Annotated in this window: 17 protein-coding genes and 1 pseudogene; 15 read left to right on the top strand and 3 right to left on the bottom strand. The window is 63.8% G+C overall.

Going from position 1 to position 15,979, the window contains the following annotated elements:
- Positions 1–371: pseudogene (locus G113_RS03985) on the top strand (pseudouridine-5'-phosphate glycosidase); the annotation flags it as partial.
- A 64-nt stretch (positions 372–435) separates the two neighbouring features.
- On the opposite strand, the gene G113_RS03980 reads toward G113_RS03985, so the two are convergent.
- From G113_RS03980 to G113_RS03970, 3 genes are read right to left on the bottom strand one after another with little or no spacing between them, the layout of a single operon-like run.
- Complete coding sequence (locus G113_RS03980; RefSeq protein WP_005893810.1) at positions 436–642, bottom strand: hypothetical protein; 207 nt, start codon at positions 640–642, stop codon at positions 436–438.
- A 29-nt stretch (positions 643–671) separates the two neighbouring features.
- Entirely contained in the window at positions 672–1,754 is a 1,083-nt protein-coding gene (locus G113_RS03975) for a methyltransferase (RefSeq protein ID WP_040318884.1), read from the bottom strand.
- A gap of 19 nt (positions 1,755–1,773) precedes the next feature.
- Positions 1,774–2,169 carry a hypothetical protein gene (locus G113_RS03970; protein WP_005893808.1) on the bottom strand — a complete coding sequence of 132 codons (396 nt, stop codon included), beginning with the start codon at positions 2,167–2,169 and terminating at the stop codon, positions 1,774–1,776.
- Positions 2,170–2,432: 263 nt separating this feature from the next.
- Here G113_RS03970 and G113_RS03965 point away from each other — a divergent pair, with 263 nt between their 5' ends.
- Genes G113_RS03965 through G113_RS03900 form a run of 14 tightly spaced genes read left to right on the top strand, consistent with a single transcriptional unit; the run spans position 2,433 to position 15,894 of the window.
- Positions 2,433–3,146 carry a beta-ketoacyl synthase chain length factor gene (locus tag G113_RS03965; RefSeq protein WP_005893807.1) on the top strand — a complete coding sequence of 238 codons (714 nt, stop codon included), beginning with the start codon at positions 2,433–2,435 and terminating at the stop codon, positions 3,144–3,146.
- Positions 3,131–3,889: a lysophospholipid acyltransferase family protein gene (locus tag G113_RS03960; RefSeq protein ID WP_005893806.1), complete on the top strand. Its 759-nt coding sequence runs from the start codon at positions 3,131–3,133 to the stop codon at positions 3,887–3,889. The genes G113_RS03965 and G113_RS03960 overlap by 16 nt, the downstream gene beginning before the upstream one ends.
- Before the next feature lie 17 nt (positions 3,890–3,906).
- The gene (locus tag G113_RS03955; protein ID WP_005893805.1) at positions 3,907–4,161 is read left to right on the top strand and encodes a phosphopantetheine-binding protein; all 255 of its coding nucleotides are present in this window, start codon (positions 3,907–3,909) and stop codon (positions 4,159–4,161) included.
- Between the two features lie 26 nt (positions 4,162–4,187).
- The gene (locus tag G113_RS03950; protein ID WP_005893804.1) at positions 4,188–4,436 is read left to right on the top strand and encodes an acyl carrier protein; all 249 of its coding nucleotides are present in this window, start codon (positions 4,188–4,190) and stop codon (positions 4,434–4,436) included.
- On the top strand, positions 4,429–5,016 hold the full coding sequence (locus G113_RS03945) for a COG4648 family protein (protein ID WP_040318882.1): 588 nt from the start codon (positions 4,429–4,431) through the stop codon (positions 5,014–5,016). Before G113_RS03950 ends, G113_RS03945 begins: the two co-directional genes overlap by 8 nt.
- Positions 5,016–6,824, top strand: coding sequence for an ApeI family dehydratase (locus G113_RS03940; RefSeq protein WP_005893801.1), 1,809 nt, complete (start codon positions 5,016–5,018; stop codon positions 6,822–6,824). Before G113_RS03945 ends, G113_RS03940 begins: the two co-directional genes overlap by 1 nt.
- Entirely contained in the window at positions 6,821–8,584 is a 1,764-nt protein-coding gene (locus tag G113_RS03935) for a glycosyltransferase family 2 protein (protein WP_152435943.1), read from the top strand. The genes G113_RS03940 and G113_RS03935 overlap by 4 nt, the downstream gene beginning before the upstream one ends.
- Positions 8,574–10,169 carry an HAL/PAL/TAL family ammonia-lyase gene (locus G113_RS03930; protein WP_005893796.1) on the top strand — a complete coding sequence of 532 codons (1,596 nt, stop codon included), beginning with the start codon at positions 8,574–8,576 and terminating at the stop codon, positions 10,167–10,169. Before G113_RS03935 ends, G113_RS03930 begins: the two co-directional genes overlap by 11 nt.
- A complete protein-coding gene (locus G113_RS03925) occupies positions 10,159–10,584 on the top strand; it encodes an acyl-CoA thioesterase (protein ID WP_005893795.1) in 426 nt (141 codons plus the stop codon). Before G113_RS03930 ends, G113_RS03925 begins: the two co-directional genes overlap by 11 nt.
- Entirely contained in the window at positions 10,581–11,192 is a 612-nt protein-coding gene (locus tag G113_RS03920) for an outer membrane lipoprotein carrier protein LolA (RefSeq protein WP_083940350.1), read from the top strand. The genes G113_RS03925 and G113_RS03920 overlap by 4 nt, the downstream gene beginning before the upstream one ends.
- Positions 11,182–13,530 (top strand): MMPL family transporter, encoded by a 2,349-nt coding sequence (locus tag G113_RS03915; RefSeq protein WP_005893793.1) that lies wholly within the window; start codon positions 11,182–11,184, stop codon positions 13,528–13,530. Before G113_RS03920 ends, G113_RS03915 begins: the two co-directional genes overlap by 11 nt.
- Before the next feature lie 51 nt (positions 13,531–13,581).
- Positions 13,582–14,160 (top strand): DUF3261 domain-containing protein, encoded by a 579-nt coding sequence (locus G113_RS03910; RefSeq protein ID WP_005893792.1) that lies wholly within the window; start codon positions 13,582–13,584, stop codon positions 14,158–14,160.
- Complete coding sequence (locus G113_RS03905; RefSeq protein WP_005893791.1) at positions 14,157–15,446, top strand: beta-ketoacyl-[acyl-carrier-protein] synthase family protein; 1,290 nt, start codon at positions 14,157–14,159, stop codon at positions 15,444–15,446. The genes G113_RS03910 and G113_RS03905 overlap by 4 nt, the downstream gene beginning before the upstream one ends.
- The gene (locus tag G113_RS03900) at positions 15,439–15,894 is read left to right on the top strand and encodes an ApeP family dehydratase (protein ID WP_005893790.1); all 456 of its coding nucleotides are present in this window, start codon (positions 15,439–15,441) and stop codon (positions 15,892–15,894) included. Before G113_RS03905 ends, G113_RS03900 begins: the two co-directional genes overlap by 8 nt.
- The last annotated feature ends 85 nt before the right edge of the window (positions 15,895–15,979 follow it).

Raw genomic sequence — 15,979 nt, 5'->3', positions numbered from 1 at the left:
ATCGGCTATCAGAGCGAGGAGCTGCCTGCCTTCTATACCCGCGAGAGCGGCTTCAACGGTGGATTACCGGCTCCGATCCCCCCAGGACGGTGGCCGAGGCGCTGCGCATCAAGTGGGATCTGGGACTGGCGGGGGGCGCTGTGGTGGCCAACCCCATACCGAGCGAATTTGCCATGGCGCGAGCCGACATCGACAGCGCCATCGCACAGGCGCTGGCCGAGGCGGATGAACAGGGCATCAAGGGCAAGGCATCGACCCCCTTCCTGCTGGCCCGGGTGTGCGAGCTGACCGGTGGCAACTCGCTGGCGGCCAACATCCAGCTGGTGCTGAACAATGCAGCCCTCGGGGCGCGCATCGCCGGCAGCCTCTGAGGCCACGCCGTTCGCCAATAAAAAAGAGAGCCCTGGGCTCTCTTTTTTATTGGCAGAGACGAAATCAGTCGCTCAGCTCATCCCCGACCTGTTTGACCGCGTCCCGGGTGCTGTGGCCTATCTCACGGGTGACGTCCCGGGTGGTGTGGCCAATGTCGCGGGTCACGTTCTTGGTGGTGTGCCCGACCGTGCGGCCCGCTTCCTTGATGTCGGCGCAGCCAGCAAGGGCGAGGGGGACGAGCAGCGCCACCAGGGGTCTCAAACGATGCATTGCAATCACCTCGATAAGGGGGGAGGCCATTATGACGGCTGGGGGAGCGGGCGGGCAACCAGCAGGGTGTGGCCCGGGCCCGGGATCTCGTGCTCGGCTTCCACATGGAAACCGGCCTCGCGCAGGCACTGGTACATCTCCTTGGAGTGGTAGAAGCGACTGTTGCCGTTGGCGATGGCGGTGAAATAGAGAGAGGTGGCGTTGAGGCTGAAGCTGGCCGCCTCGAAGCTCTGCCTGTCCCAGAACAGTTCAAGGATGCAGACCCGGGCCCCCGGTTTCATGTGCTGGCGAATGCGCTTGAGGATGACGACTATCTGCGCGTGGCTGAAGCAGTCGAGGAACTGGCTCATCCACCAGATGTCTGCCTCACCGGGTAACGGACCTTCGGCGTCGAGCATGTTGACCCCATGGCCAGTGACTCTGGCAGTCATTCCGGCGGCCTCAATTCGGGGCTGCGCGAGGGCGAGCTGCTCGGGCAAGTCCAGTATGGTGACCTCGAGCTCCGGATCCCGGGCCGCGCAGGAGAGGGCCCACTTGCCGGTATTGCCTCCCACGTCATAAAGAGTACGCGGTGCATAGCCCAATACATGCTCCTGGGCCTGCTGGAAGGCCCAGTCAGAGTAGAAGTGATCGAAGGCGAACCAGCTGGCGCGGGCGGGTTCGGGCAGCGCGTCAAGATGAGGGTAGATGGTGGCCCACTCGGGGTTGAATACCTGCAGTCCCTCAGGTTTGCCTGCGCGAATGGCGTCGAGCAGATGGGCGAGGGGCTGATAGCAGACATGCTGGGTGAAATCCATATTGACCCGGGTCATGGGGTCGTTTTGCAGGTATTTGCCCACCTTGCCCAGCACATAATGGTCACCGACCAGATGGCAGAGCCCGCCCCCCAGCCCCATGTCGAGCAGCACCCCGGCGCCATATTCGCCGATCGCGCAGTGGCTGGCGATCTCCGCCGTCGTTGCCCCCTCTTTGCCGCGATCCTCCAGGTAGGCGAGCACACCGATTTCACGCAGGCACCAGCTCGCCTGGAACAGCATGGGAGCAAAAGCGATACGCTGAGCCTGGCTGATGGCGGAGAGGGCATCATGCCCCTCGCTTTGGTAATGTTTCACAGGATCTGCCACTCCGGGGTTATTTATTATTGCTGGTGCGGGACAGCTCGATCTGGATGGCCTGGTTCAATCCCTGGATCCAGCGATTATAACTGCGGTGGATGGCGCCCTTGCCATTGTCATCCAGATTGATGCTGCTGACGTAATTGAGTGAGTAGTCATGAGCGGTATAAGGAATATTGATCACCGCCTGATGCTGGCGCACATTCAATTGCCCGCGGATAAGACCGGGTTGTTCTTTCTTCATCACCCAGCCCTTGCTCAGGCCGCCATTGAGAATGGCATTGCCGACCTGCTCCTCGCTCAGAGTGAAGGTCACCTGATTGGCTGGCAGATTGCGGACAGGTTGGCTAGTGGAGCAGGCGGCGAGCAGAATGCAGCCGAGCAACAATCCTGATTTGGTTATGAAATTCATTATTTTCCCCGAGGTAGGTTTCTTATGAAGCGGGGCAATGAGACAACATAATGGCACTATTTTCAATAAAATATGACTGTAGACAAGGGCTTATATGTTCTGTCATCTATTATTTATGGAAAATAATGCTATGATGGCCGCCGAATTAATGGCAGGCATCAAAGTAGCATTATTTCGCCATGTTTCTAGCCGGATGACAGCCGGTACTCTGATTAATCCAACTCATCAGCCATTGCGCCGCACCAGGACGGAAGCTCGCCATCATGCTCTCATTTTCACTCCTTGATGCGCAGGCTCTCTCCCCCGGGCTGAACCACGACACCCAATGGCAACAGTGGGCAGCAGAGGGTCAGTGGCCCGATGCTGCCCTGTTGCCGCCGACTCCGCTGCTGCCCATGATGATGGCCCGCCGCCTCAGTGCCGGGGCCCGGCTCGCGGTGCAGCTCGGCTTGGACATGCTGGCCCGCCACCCCATCGACAATGCCATCTTCGTCAGTCGCCACGGTGAGCTGGCGCGTTCCATGACACTGTTGCAGGGGCTGGCGGCGGCCAAGCCCCTCTCTCCCACGGATTTCTCCATGTCGGTGCACAACACGGCGGCCGGGCTCTGTTCAATCCAGGGCAAGGCTGCGCTGCCCATGAGTTCGCTGGCGGCAGGGGAAGGGAGCCTGATGGCGGGGGTGACCGAGGCGATCGCCAACCTGCAGGCCGGTTACCGGCGCGTGTTGCTGGTTATCTTCGAGGGAGAGATCCCCGCCTTCCATCACGTCTGGCTCCCGGCGACGGCCCCCTATGCGCTCGCCCTGGTACTCGGGGATGAGGAAGAGGGCGAGCGTTGGTACTGCGAAGGAGCGGTGGCGCTGGCTCACACTCCCGAGCTGGCCCAGCCGCTGGCATTCTGGCGTGCTCGCTTGTTGCAGCAAACCACATGTCTGCTGGGAGATGGGCGCCAGGAGTGGGCATGGCGGCGCGGCTGAACCGGCTCTGGCGGCTGTTTGGCACCGCCCTTGGCTTCACGGTATTTGGCGTGGGAGGCCTGCTGCTCAGCCTCTGCTGGTTCCCGCTGTTGGCCCTCTGCCTGCGTGGCGAGCAACGTCGCACCCTGGCCCAGGCCAGCATCAAGCAGAGTTTTCGGCTGTTCATGGGGCTGCTCAAGGGGTTGGGGGTGCTGGACTATCGGGTGATCGGCATGCCCCACGATCTGCGCGGCGCTCTGGTGGTCGCCAATCACCCCAGTCTGCTCGACTATGTGATGCTGGCCGCCGAGCTGCCGGTATGTGACTGCATCGTCAAGCAAGCCTTGTGGCATAATCCTTTTCTGGGCGGCGTAGTACGTGCCGCCGACTACATTCCCAATGTGGAGGCAGAGCGATTATTGCCGCTCTGTATGGCCCGGGTACGCAGCGGCGGCTTGCTGCTGGTGTTTCCGGAAGGTACTCGCACCACCCCAGGAGAGCCATTGCGTCTGCAACGGGGTGCGGCCCAGCTTGCGGTTCGCAGTCAGGTGCCGCTGCAGCCGGTACGCATTTACTGCAGTGAGCGCTTCCTCACCAAGCAGGACAAATGGTTCAGGACGCCGAGGCGCAAGCCAAGCTTCATTCTGGAGTTCCTGCCGCAGGTCACTGCCGCAGAGGTGGTCGGCAACGAGCAGGGCAGTGCCCTGGCCGCCCGCCAGTTAACCCGATTTCTCACCAAGGTCCTGCAACCCGGGACCCAATGACAGCGTATGGAACAGCAATGCAAGACCTGCAACTAGAGATAAAGCAACTCATTATCGACAGCCTCAATCTGGAAGGATTGACCCCGGACGACATCGACAGCCAGGCTCCCCTGTTTGGCGATGGTCTGGGCCTGGACTCCATCGATGCGCTCGAGCTCGGCCTTGCCATCAAGGGGCGCTACGGCATAGTGCTCTCCGCCGATGACGAGAATACCCGTCGTCACTTTGCCAGCGTCGCAGCCTTGGCTGCCCTGGTTCAGTCCCAATCCTGAGCCCGTCCCTTTTCGGAGAAAGACAGATGAACAGAGACGAGATTTTTATCGAGATCAAGACCACCCTGGTGAAGCTGTTCGAGGTGGATGAGGCGGACATCACCTTGGATGCCCAGCTCTATCAGGATCTGGAACTCGACAGCATAGATGCCATCGATCTGGTGGTGCACCTGCAAAAATTGACCGGCAAGAAGATCAAGCCCGAAGAGTTCAAGTCGGTGCGCAGCGTGGCCGACGTGGTCGACGCGGTCGAGCGCCTGCTGGCCGATGCCTGATCCCAAGGCCAGACCCATGCTGCGGCTGCTCTCCCTGCTGGCAGGGGGGCTGCTGCTGACCTATCCCCTGGCCGTCTATTGGGGGCTGACCCATTGGGGTGGCTCCGCCCTGCTGGCCATCTTGCTGGTCACCTTTGCCCTGCGGCTGCTGCCCGGTGTTTCCCCGGTGCGCGAGTGGCTGCTGCTCGGCCGCCTGCTCGCCTGTGTTGGCCTGCTGCTGACGGGCTTGAGTGCCATCTTTTCGGCCCAGCACTGGCTGCTCTATTATCCCCTGGCCGTCTCTCTGGCGCTGCTTTGCCTGTTTGGTTGGAGCCTGACCCAGCCCATGAGTCTGGTTGAGCGGCTTGCCCGCCTGACCGATCCTGATCTGCCGCTGGCGGGAGTGCGTTACACCCGCACCGTGACCCAGGTCTGGTGCGGTTTCTTCGTGGTCAACGGCGCGCTTGCCGCCGCCACCATCTGGCACGGAGACCTGGCTCTGTGGAGCCTCTACAACGGCTTGATCAGTTACCTGCTGATGGGACTCTTGATGGGCGGGGAGTACCTGGTGCGGCTGCGGGTCAAGCGGGGTTTTGCCTGATGAGTGATGCTCTCCACACTGGCGCGCCTTGCCAGGACTTGCTCGCCGCCATCTGGGCGCGGGGAGACGAGGAGCTGGTGGCGTTCGGCCCCCAGGGAGATAGCCATTTCGGTGAGCTGAGATGCGGCGCCGAGGCGTTGGCGGGCGTGCTCGCCAGCTCATCGGCAGCGCGCTGGGCGCTCTGTTTTGACGACAGCCTGCTGTTTGCTCAGGCGCTGCTCGCCTGCGCCTTGTCGGGGCGTGAGGCCGTGCTGCCCGGTCATCAGCGTCCGGCTGCCCTGGCCGAACTCGGGGCGGGTTTTGACGGCATATTGACCGATAGCCCGCAGTTGGGGGAGGGGAGCGAGCATCCCTGGTTGCGTCTGCCCCTGACGGATGGAGCGCATGAGATCCCGACGCAGCGCTGGCATGCCCCCAGCCGTTTGCAACTGACGCTGTTCACCTCAGGCTCGACCGGTGCCCCCAAGGCCATCCCCAAGTCATGGCATCAACTCGAGGCCGAGTTGCGCGTGTTGATGACGCTTTGGGGTCAGCGGTTAGTCGGTACTCACCTGCTGGCGAGCGTCAGTCACCAGCACATCTATGGCCTGCTGTTTCGGATCCTGTTGCCTCTGGTGCTGCGCATCCCTTTCGCTCGTACCCTGACCCTCTACCCGGAGCAGCTCAAAGGCCAGCGAGGGCCCTGGGCGCTGATCGCCTCTCCTGCCTTCCTTAGCCGGCTCGATCCCGAGATAGGGGGGGCAGGATGCCACCTGATTGTCTCCTCCGGCGGCCCCCTGGCGCTGGCGGATGCGACTCGGGCCGGTCAGCTGTTTGGCCAACTGCCCATAGAGGTATTTGGCAGCAGCGAGACCGGCGGTATCGCCTGGCGTCAGAGCCTGGCCCCCCAAACCCCCTGGTGCCCCATGCCGGGGGTCAGGGCCCTGGTGGCGGCCGAGGAGCGCTTGCTGCTGCATTCCCCTTTTCTGCCCGATGATGCGCCGCTGCTCTGCGCCGATCGTATTCAACTGGCAGAGGCGGGTTTTCATCTGCTGGGACGAGGGGATCGCCTCATCAAGCTCGAAGAGAAGCGCATCTCCCTCGATGAGGTTGAAACCCGGCTGCAGGCCTTGTCCTGGGTCGAGGAGGCGGCCGTGCTGCCCCTGACGGTGGCGGCCCGGCAACTACTCGGTGCCGTGCTGGTGCTGACCTCAGAAGGGCAACGGCAGTGGCAGACTCTGGGGCCCGGGCGCTTTCTCATCGCCCTGCGTGAGCAGTTGCGACCCTGGCTCGAACCGGTGGCGCTGCCGCGCCGGGTGCGGGTCTTGGCGACATTGCCATTGAGCAGTCAGGGCAAGCGCCCCTGGTCCGAGCTGAAGGCGCTGTTTGATGGAGGGCTTGCCAAGGAGATGGCGGGGCCCGAAGCATGTCACCCGACGAGGCAAGAGATGGACAAGACCGACTCAGGCGCAGCCGTCATGAAAATCAGTACACTGCCGACTCTGCTCGAGCAAGTCATGACCCAAGACGCGCTGGTGCTGCGGCTTCGGCTTGATCCCGAGTTGCCCTGGTTTATCGGTCACTTTCCGGGCGCGCCTCTGCTGCCCGGCGTGACGCAGGTACATTGGGCCATGCACTACGCAGGTCAGCTGCTTGGCCTGGACAGGGCCTTTGGCGGCATGAGTCAGCTCAAGTTCCAGCGTCCGCTGCGCCCGGGTCAGGAGTGCTGCCTGCATTTGACCTGGCAAGCCGACAAGGGCCAGCTGCTGTTCAGCTACAAGATTGCGGGCGAGCACGCCAGCAGTGGGCGGGTGACGCTATGTCCCTGAATTGCTGCATCATCATCCCCTGCTACAACCACTCGGCCCCCCTGGCCGGGGTGCTGGCCACGTTGGCCCCCCTGGGGCTGCCTTGCTTGCTGGTCGACGATGGCAGCGAGCCGGGAGCCGCCGCAGACCTCGACGGCTTGGCTCGCGAGCATCAGGCGTGGGTGAGCCTGCTGCGCCATCCCCGGAATCTTGGCAAGGGCGCCGCGGTAATGACGGGGCTCAAGACTGCCTTGGCGCGTGGCTTCAGCCATGGGTTGCAGATAGACGCGGACGGTCAGCACGATCTTGCTGACGTGCCGCGTCTGCTGCGCGAGGCCGAGGCCCATCCCGAGGCGCTGATCTCGGGCCGCCCGCTCTATGACGACACCGTACCCAAAGGGCGCCTCTATGGCCGCTACATCACCCATGTCTGGGTCTGGATTGAAACGCTCTCTTTTGCCATCAAGGACAGCATGTGCGGTTTTCGGGTCTATCCGCTGGACGGGAGCTGCGCCTTGATGGCAGCGGTCCCCCTTGGCGAGGGGATGGATTTTGACACCGAGATCATGGTGCGCCTCCACTGGCGCGGGGTGGAAACCCGCTTCGTGCCGACCCGGGTCATCTATCCCGCCGATGGCAGCTCGCACTTTCGGCTCTGGCAAGACAACCTGGACATCTCCTGGATGCATACCCGGTTGGTGTGTCGCCTTCTCTGGGATCTGTTGCTGCGTCTGCTGAGCTGGCCCGCCCGCCTCCGGGGGGCGCGGCAAGCGCCCGGTTCGGGCATCTCTCATGGCAACAGTCCCCGTTCCGAGGGCTGGCTGACCAGGCTGTGGCGTCAGGGCAAGGCGCACTGGTCGCGCACCCCGGAGCGGGGCAGCTTGCTGGGGTTGCAGATCATGCTGGTCAGCTACCGGTTGCTCGGGCGCAGAGGGTTCAAGGTACTGCTCTACCCGGTGATCGGCTATTTCTGGCTGACCGGCCGCCGTCAACGGGAGGCCTCCGAGCAGTATCTGGCCCGGCTCGAAGCGTTCGCCAGGAGCCAAGGGGTGAGTCTGCCTGCTGAGCCGAGATCCAGCTTTCGCCACTTGCTGCGCTTTGGCGAGGCGGCCCTGGACAAGCTGGCGGGCTGGCGCGGCGACATAGTGCCCGAGCAGGTCGAGCTGGTGGGGCGCGAGCACCACGAGGCGGCACTTGCCTCGGGGCGTGGTCTGCTGCTGCTTGGCTCCCACCTCGGCGATCTCGAGCTGTGCCGGGCACTCGGTACCCAGGCCGGTCAGGTCACCATCAACGCCCTGGTGTTCACCCGTCATGCGGCCCGTTTCAACGCCCTGCTCAAACAGATCAATCCAGGATCCGGTCTCAACCTCATCCAGGTGCAGGAGATGGGGGCCGACACCGCCATCTTGCTCAAGGAGAAGATAGAGGCGGGGGAGTGGGTGGTGATCGTCGGGGATCGCACCTCGGTCACCCGGGAAAAACGGGTAGTCTGGGCCGATTTCCTTGGCGCCCAGGCCCCTTTCCCTCTGGGTCCCTTCGCCCTGGCGAGCGTGCTCGCCTGCCCTGTCTACCTGATGTTCGGCCTCAAGGAACGGGGCCGTTTCCGGGTCCATTTCGAGCCTTTCGCCGAGCGGCTACTGCTGCCACGCAGCAACCGGGAGGCGGCGCTGCAACGCTGGGTGCAGGCCTATGCGGACAGGCTGCAACACCACTGCCTGCGGGCGCCGCTGGACTGGTTCAACTTCTTCGATTTCTGGCAGCTAACTCATGATGAACAGTGATACCTCCTATACCCGCAAGGCCGATGATGACCAGCAACAAGTCACCTTCGGGGCCGGGCCCCTGTGCATAGAGCAGGTGGTCGCCCTGGCCGAAGGGCGGGCCGTGCCAACACTCAATCCGGATCCCGCCTTTCGGGCCCGTATTCAGCGCGGCGCCGATTTTCTCGATCGCTTGTTGAGCGAGGAGGGGGTCATTTATGGGGTGACGACGGGCTATGGTGACTCGGTAACCCGGGCCGTCCCTCCCGCCCTGGTGGCCGAACTGCCCCTGCACCTGACCCGTTTCCACGGCTGTGGCCTGGGGGCCGATCTGAGTCTTGAGGCCGGGCGCGCCGTGTTGGCGACCAGGCTCTGCTCCCTGACCCAGGGCGTTTCGGGAGTCAGCCAGGCTTTGCTTGCGCGGCTCTGCTGGTTGCTGGAGCAGGACTTGATCCCCCGTATTCCCGAAGAGGGGTCGGTCGGTGCCAGCGGCGATCTTACCCCGCTCTCCTATGTGGCCGCCGTGCTGGTGGGGGAGCGCGAACTCTATCGGGATGGCCAGCTGGCGAGCACGGCCGAGGTCTATGACGCCCTGGGCGTCACCCCCCTGGTATTGAGACCCAAGGAGGGGCTGGCGCTGATGAATGGCACGTCCGTGATGACGGCGCTCGCTTGTCTGGCCTATGCCCGCACCGACTATCTGATGAAGCTGGCGACGCGCATCACCGCCCTGGTCAGCGTCGCCATGGAGGGCAACGCCTTCCACTTCGATGAGCGCCTGTTCGCGGCCAAGCCCCATCCCGGCATGCAGGGCATCGCCGCCTGGCTGAGACGCGATCTGCAAAGCGGCGAGTTGCCGCGCCACAGCGACCGGTTGCAAGACCGTTACTCCCTGCGCTGCGCCCCCCACGTCATCGGCGTGGTGGCCGACAGCCTGCCCTGGTGGCGTCAGCTCATCGAAAACGAGCTCAACAGCGCCAACGACAATCCCCTCATCGATGGTGATTTCGAGCATGTGATGCACGGCGGTCACTTCTATGGCGGCCACATCGCCATGGCCATGGACAGCATGAAGACGGCGGTGGCCAATCTGGCCGACCTGCTCGATCGCCAGTTGGCCCAGCTGGTGGACAGCAAGTTCAACGGCGGCCTGCCGAGCAACCTTTCCGGTGCCTGCGGCGAGCGGCAGATGATCAACCACGGCTTCAAGGCGGTGCAGATCGGGGTGTCAGCCTGGACGGCCGAGGCCCTCAAGCTGACCATGCCGGCCAGCGTCTTCTCCCGATCTACCGAGTGCCACAATCAGGACAAGGTGAGCATGGGCACCATAGCGGCGCGGGATGCCCTGCGGGTGCTGACCCTCAGCGAGCAGGTCGGTGCCGCCTGTCTGCTGGCGGCTGTGCAGGGGGTCGAGCTGCGCCTCGGTTTGCAGCAGCTTAGCCTGGCCGATCTGAGCCCGGCCTTGCGGGAGATGGTGCTGACGGTGCGAGCGCATCATGCCCCTCTGGTGGAGGACAGGCCCCTGGAGCAGGAGCTAAGAGCCCTGATCGCCCGGCTGCAGGCCCGCCACTATCCACTCTATGGAGACAAGACACATGCAGAGTGAAACCTGGATGATCAGCCACAGCATAGAGGTCGAGATCCCCTTTCATGACGTGGACATGATGGCTGTCGCCTGGCATGGCCATTATGTGCGCTACATCGAGCTGGCCCGCTGTGCCCTGCTTGAACAGATCGATTACAACTACCCCCAGATGGAGGCCTCCGGCTACCTCTGGCCCATCATCGATTTGCGGCTCAAATACATGGCTCCCCTGCGCTTTGGCCAGAAGGTGCGGGTCGAAGCCCGGCTTTGTGAGTACCAGAACCGGCTAAAGATTGAGTACCAGCTGTTCGATCTCCTGAGCGGGGCACGCACCAGCAAGGGCTACAGTATTCAGGTGGCGGTGAACAAGGAGAGTGGCGAGATGTGCCTGGCCTCCCCTCGGGTGTTGCTCGACAAGCTCGGAGTGAGCGAATGAGGGCCTGGTTGCGAGCCAGCCTGCTGCTGTTGGCAGCCCTGAGCCCAGTCTGTTTGCAGGCCAAGGTCCTGAGCCAGGATGAGGTGCGCCAGTTGCTGAGTCAGCATCAGGCCCAGCGTGCCCAGTTTGAGCAGGAGAAGCAGGTGGCGGGCTTAAGCCAGCCCCTGCGCGCCAGCGGTGATCTGCTGTTGGTGCGTGGCAAGGGGCTCTGGTGGCATCAGCAGGCGCCGTTCGAACTGGGCCTGAGTCTCACCGACCAGCGCATGAGCCAGCGAGTTGGTCAGGGGCGCGCCGAGGTGATCGATAACCCCCAACTGCTCGAGTTCAGCAAGATGTTGTTGGCACTGTTCGGCTCGGATGAGCAGGCACTGGCCCGCTACTTTGAGCTGGCTTTTGAATCGGACGAGCAGGGCTGGACCTTGACCCTGACTCCGCTGGCGCCTCCCCTGGACAAGGTGTTTGCCCGGCTTGGCTTGAGCGGTGGCGAGCAATTGGACAGGCTGCTGATCGTGGATAAGCAAGGGGATGAGACCCTTATCCACTTCTCTCACTGGCAGACGGTGAACCTGCCGCTTTCCCCTGAGCAAGAGGCTCATTTTGCCCCCTAAATTACCCATCATCCCACCACCGCCACCCCTTGCCGCCGGCATCAGCGAGGCAAGCTGGCGCAGGCTGGCCCTGGGCTGGCTGCTGCTCTGCCTGTTGGCACTGGCATCACTGGGCTATCTGCTGCCCCATAGCCGCATCAACACCAGTTTGATGGATCTGTTACCCGAAAGTGAGCGATCCTCTCTGGATCCGGCCTTGCAGCAAGGGTTGCTGCATCAGCTTGATGGTCAACTGGTCTGGATGCTGAGTCTGCCTGCGGGTCAGGATGGCCGGATCGCCGCGCAAAGCTGGGCAGATGCCCTGAGGGCGCTGCCCGAGCTCAGTAGCGTTCGCGGCGCCCAACCCGAGCTGGCCGGTGCCTGGCAAGCGTATCTGCATGACTACGCCTGGCAGCGCCTCGATGGTGTCAGCCGGGAGCGGCTCGCCGCAGGGCCGCACGCCTGGAGCCAGTGGGTACTCGGCCAGATCTACAGCCCCTTTGGCGGTGTCTCGCGCGCCGAGTGGCAAAACGATCCCCTGCTGCTGACACGGGCCGGGGTGCAGGGTCAGGTAGCCACCGCCTTGCGGCTGGACCATGACTGGCTGGTGAGTCAGGATGAGAGCGGGCGGCGCTGGTATCTGCTGCGGGCAGAATTGGACCGTTCGGCCTTCGACCTCGCTCGCAATGGTGCCTTGCTGAGTCGGCTCGACGAGGCGGAGCAGAGACTCAAGGCACACTATCCGGGGGCTGAGCTGCTCCGCCGTGGCACGCTGTTTTATAGCCAGCACGCCAGCAACCTGGCTCAGGCAGATATTTCCACCATAGGGTTGGGCTCGCTGATTGGGGTGATGCTGCTTATCTGGGTGGTGTTTCGTTCGACCCGTGCGCTCTGCCTCGCCCTGCTGCCCATCATTATCGGCCTGGGCTGGGGGCTGCTGGCCGTCCTGATCTGGTTTGGCGAGGTTCACCTATTTACCCTGGTGATCAGCACCAGTCTCATCGGCATCGCCATCGACTACGGCCTGCATTTTCTCAGCGAGCGGCGCCTGCATGGGGCCGAGGAGAGCCCTCATCAGACCCGGGCCCGGCTGTTACCCAGCCTCTGGCTGGCGCTGCTCACTACCTTGATCGGCTATGGCCTGCTCTGGCTGGCGCCCTTCCCCGGCCTGCAGCAGCTGGCGCTGTGCGCTCTGGTCGGACTCTCTGCCGCCTTCGTGACCGTTGTCTGTCTCTTTCCGCTCTGGCTGGGCCCTCTGCCGCAAGAGGAGCCGGCAGTATTGGTGTGGCTGAGCGGCTGGCTCAAGCTGTGGCGCGAGCGACGCACGTTGCGCTGGGGGCTGCCGCTGATCAGCTTGTTGCTGGTGGTCGCGGGGCTGAACCGGTTGCAGGTTGACGATGACATTGGTCGCCTGCAACCCCTGCCCGTTGAGTTGCAAGCCCAGGAGCGCCAGATCCAGCATCTCACCGGCCAGCAGGGGGGCATGCTGGGGTTCCTGGTCACGGGGGAGGACGGGGAGGCGGTCTTGCAGCGGCTAGAGGCCCTGACTCGGACGCTCACCCTGGCCAAGGCGCAGGGACAATTGACCGGGTTTGTCTCGCTGGCGCAGTGGCTGCCATCCCTGGCGCAGCAAAAGGCGGATCACGACGCCCTTGGCAAGCTCTTGCCCGAGGTGGTGACGACGCTCAACCAGGCCGGCGTACCGGCCAAGGGGATCGCCAGACCCTGGCAACCTCTTACGCCCGCGCTGTGGCTGGCCAGCCCGGTCAGCGAGGGGAGCCGTCTGCTCTGGCACCGCCTGACCGATGGCCGGGTCGCCATCTGGCTGCCGATCTCGGGGGTGAGTGCGCCCGCTGCCATGGCAAACCTGGCCGCGAACCAGCCTGGCGTCTATTGGCAGGATAAGCGGGCTCAGTGGAGCCAGCTGTTCGCTCACTACCGCATCAAGCTGGCCGAGCTGTTGGGATTGGCCATGGGACTGGTCGCCCTGTTGCTCGGCTGGCGGCTCGGCTGGCGCAGGGGGGGGCGAGTCCTGCTGGTCAACGTCCTGGCGCTGGGGGCGGGGCTGGCCCTGCTCGCGGCCTGCGGCCAGCCGCTCACCCTGTTCGGGGTCCTGGCGCTGAGTCTCATCTTTGGCATCGGCATCGACTACGGGCTCTTCTTTGCCCACAGCGGTGCCGATCCCCATCGTCAGCGCTCGACCCTGCTCGCCATCTTGCTGGCCAACCTGACCACCCAGCTGGCGTTCGGGCTATTGGCCCTGAGTCACACTCCGGCCATTGCGGGCTTCGGTCTGGTGCTGAGCGGCGGTATCTTTACCGCTTTCCTCTTATCTCCTCTGGTGCTAGACAGGCGATGACCCCATGACCCTCACCCCTGTTTGGCCCACGCTAGATCCCCGGGACACAAGATGAAGCCGCTTCTGCCTCTCTGTTTATGCGCCAGCTTGCTGAGCGCCTGTGCCAGCCCGCCAGCCCCTGCGCCGGATAATCGCGCCTTCCTGACCCCCGGCACCAGCCTGGTGTTGCCGGTGCCAACCCTGGCGCAGCCACTTTATCGTCAGCAGCTGCTGAGTGCCCGGACCCAAAGTGGGGAGCATCAGCTGCTGGCGGTACTGGAAGCCGATGGTCGCCAGCTCACCCTGGTGGGGCTGACCCCGAGCGGGATCCGGTTGTTTCGCGTGAGCTATGACGGCGAGGCTGTCCGTACCGAGCAACTCTCCAGTCTGCTGGGCGGCACGGCCCTGCCGCCCGTGGCCCAGGTAGTGGCCGATGTGATGCTCAGCTACTGGCCCATCCCCGCTTGGCAGACGCAGCTGCCCAGAGGGTGGCAGCTCAAGGATGAGGGCATGGTGCGGCGCCTGAGGGATCCCGGGGGCAAATTGGTGAGCGAGATCTTCTATCAAGATATCGGCGGGGAGCGTGAGCCTGTGCGTCTGGTGCAGCACGCCTTCGAGTACCAGCTACTGATGGAGAAGTTGGCCCCATGACTGTGCTCATCAATCCCGTGTCCCCCTGTTTTATCCAGGATTACGGCCTGATCTGTGCCCTGGGCGAGGGCCAGCTGGCGGTAAGCGAGGCCCTGGCCGCCTGGCAGGCGGAGGGCATCAGCCCGCTCGACACCGAGCATCAGGCCCTGAGCGATGGCAGACTCACGCCGGTTGGCCGGGTGAGGAGCGAGTTGCCCCCGGTGTCTGACGCGCTGGCGGCCTATGATTCTCGCAACAATCGATTGCTGCTGGCGGCCCTGGCTCAGATCCAGCCCAGGCTCGATGAGCTCAAGGCCAGGGTGGGGGCTGATCGCATCGCCATCGTGCTTGGCACCAGCACGGCCGGGATTGCCGAGGCGGAGCTGGCGGTCGCCGCCTGCGAACGGGGGGCGTCACTCCCCCCTGCCTTTGACTACCGCCAGCAGGAGCTGGGCTCGCCGAGCGAGTTTCTGGCGCGCCAACTGGCCCTGACGGGGCCGGCTTATACCATCTCGACCGCCTGCTCTTCCAGTGCGCGCGCCTTTATCAGCGGCCAGCGGTTGCTGGCGGCCGGGATGGCCGATGCGGTGATCGTCGGGGGGGCCGACAGCCTGTGCGGCTTGACTCTCAATGGCTTTGATAGCCTGGAGTCTCTCAGCCTGACGCGCTGCCGTCCCTTCGGCGAAGCTAGACGAGGCATCAACATCGGGGAGGGGGCAGCCCTCTTTGTGCTGAGCCAGACCCCGGCCCCGCTGGCATTGCTGGGGGCTGGTGAATCCTCCGATGCCTGGCATATCTCGGCGCCTCATCCGGAGGGGCTGGGGGCAGAGGCGGCGATGCGCATGGCCCTGTGCCAGGGGGGCATTGATGCCAGCGAACTCGATTACATCAACCTGCATGGCACCGCGACCCGGCTCAACGATGAGATGGAGAGCCGTGCACTCGCCCGATTGTTTGGGGAGGGCGAGACGGTCCCTTGCAGTTCCAGCAAGATGTTGACCGGCCATTGTCTTGGGGCCGCAGGCGCCATCGAGGCGGCGCTCTGTTGTCTGCTGATGGAGCTGGGACAGGCTGCCCCCGACCAGGGTTCAGTGCAGGATCCTGCGCTGGTGCCGATTCAACTGGTGCAAGGGGGCGGGCCCGCGTTTTCCAGCAAGAGCCTGGCTGACCCCATCACTCTGGCACTGTCGAACTCCTTCGCCTTTGGTGGCAATAACGTCAGCCTGCTGCTGGGCCGCCGCGATCTTGCATGCCCCGATGGGGAGCGCGGCCTCGCGGCACAAGAGATGACTACAGAACATGAATAAGATAACCATCGCCGAGCTGTTACCCCATCAGGCCCCCATGCTGCTGCTCGATCGCCTGCTCGATTATCAGGGCGCAAGGGTGCGTTGCGAGACCCGGGTCGGCGTGCAGCATGCGCTGCTGCTCGATGAGCAGGGAAACTTGCCCGCCTGGGTCGGCATAGAGCTGATGGCTCAGACCATCGCCGCCTGGGCCGGGATGCGGGGACGTGAGCGAGACGAGCCGGTGCGTATCGGCATGCTGCTCGGCAGTCGCCAGTATCAGAGTCAGGTGTCCGCCTTCGCGGCGGGGCAGCGGCTAATCATCGAGGCCGAATGCCTGCTGGAAGATGGTGGCATGGCCAGTTTCGAGTGCCGGATCCTCAGTGGCGATCGGCCCTGCGCCGAGGCGCGGCTCAGTACTTATCTGCCCAGTGAGGGCGAGCTGGCCACTCTCTTGGACACCGCGTGAGCGTGGCCGGTCTGGCTCAGTCTTGATGTCGGGTAATCCAGTGCAGCCTGATGGTCTGTGCGGGGGCCTGGGACCGAATTATTTG

The organism is Aeromonas molluscorum 848, assembly GCF_000388115.1.
Taxonomy (GTDB): domain Bacteria; phylum Pseudomonadota; class Gammaproteobacteria; order Enterobacterales; family Aeromonadaceae; genus Aeromonas; species Aeromonas molluscorum.
Note: the sequence above shows the minus strand (reverse complement) of the source record. Positions and strands in the feature narration are given on the sequence as shown.

Coding starts and splice junctions, on each gene's coding strand:
- G113_RS03965 (WP_005893807.1), top strand. CDS start 2,433: ATGCTCTCATTTTCACTCCTTGATGCGCAGGCTCTCTCCCCCGGGCTG.
- G113_RS03970 (WP_005893808.1), bottom strand. CDS start 2,169: ATGAATTTCATAACCAAATCAGGATTGTTGCTCGGCTGCATTCTGCTC.
- G113_RS03920 (WP_083940350.1), top strand. CDS start 10,581: ATGAGGGCCTGGTTGCGAGCCAGCCTGCTGCTGTTGGCAGCCCTGAGC.
- G113_RS03910 (WP_005893792.1), top strand. CDS start 13,582: ATGAAGCCGCTTCTGCCTCTCTGTTTATGCGCCAGCTTGCTGAGCGCC.
- G113_RS03925 (WP_005893795.1), top strand. CDS start 10,159: ATGCAGAGTGAAACCTGGATGATCAGCCACAGCATAGAGGTCGAGATC.
- G113_RS03950 (WP_005893804.1), top strand. CDS start 4,188: ATGAACAGAGACGAGATTTTTATCGAGATCAAGACCACCCTGGTGAAG.
- G113_RS03930 (WP_005893796.1), top strand. CDS start 8,574: ATGAACAGTGATACCTCCTATACCCGCAAGGCCGATGATGACCAGCAA.
- G113_RS03955 (WP_005893805.1), top strand. CDS start 3,907: ATGCAAGACCTGCAACTAGAGATAAAGCAACTCATTATCGACAGCCTC.
- G113_RS03980 (WP_005893810.1), bottom strand. CDS start 642: ATGCATCGTTTGAGACCCCTGGTGGCGCTGCTCGTCCCCCTCGCCCTT.
- G113_RS03905 (WP_005893791.1), top strand. CDS start 14,157: ATGACTGTGCTCATCAATCCCGTGTCCCCCTGTTTTATCCAGGATTAC.
- G113_RS03900 (WP_005893790.1), top strand. CDS start 15,439: ATGAATAAGATAACCATCGCCGAGCTGTTACCCCATCAGGCCCCCATG.
- G113_RS03945 (WP_040318882.1), top strand. CDS start 4,429: ATGCCTGATCCCAAGGCCAGACCCATGCTGCGGCTGCTCTCCCTGCTG.
- G113_RS03940 (WP_005893801.1), top strand. CDS start 5,016: ATGAGTGATGCTCTCCACACTGGCGCGCCTTGCCAGGACTTGCTCGCC.
- G113_RS03960 (WP_005893806.1), top strand. CDS start 3,131: ATGGCGGCGCGGCTGAACCGGCTCTGGCGGCTGTTTGGCACCGCCCTT.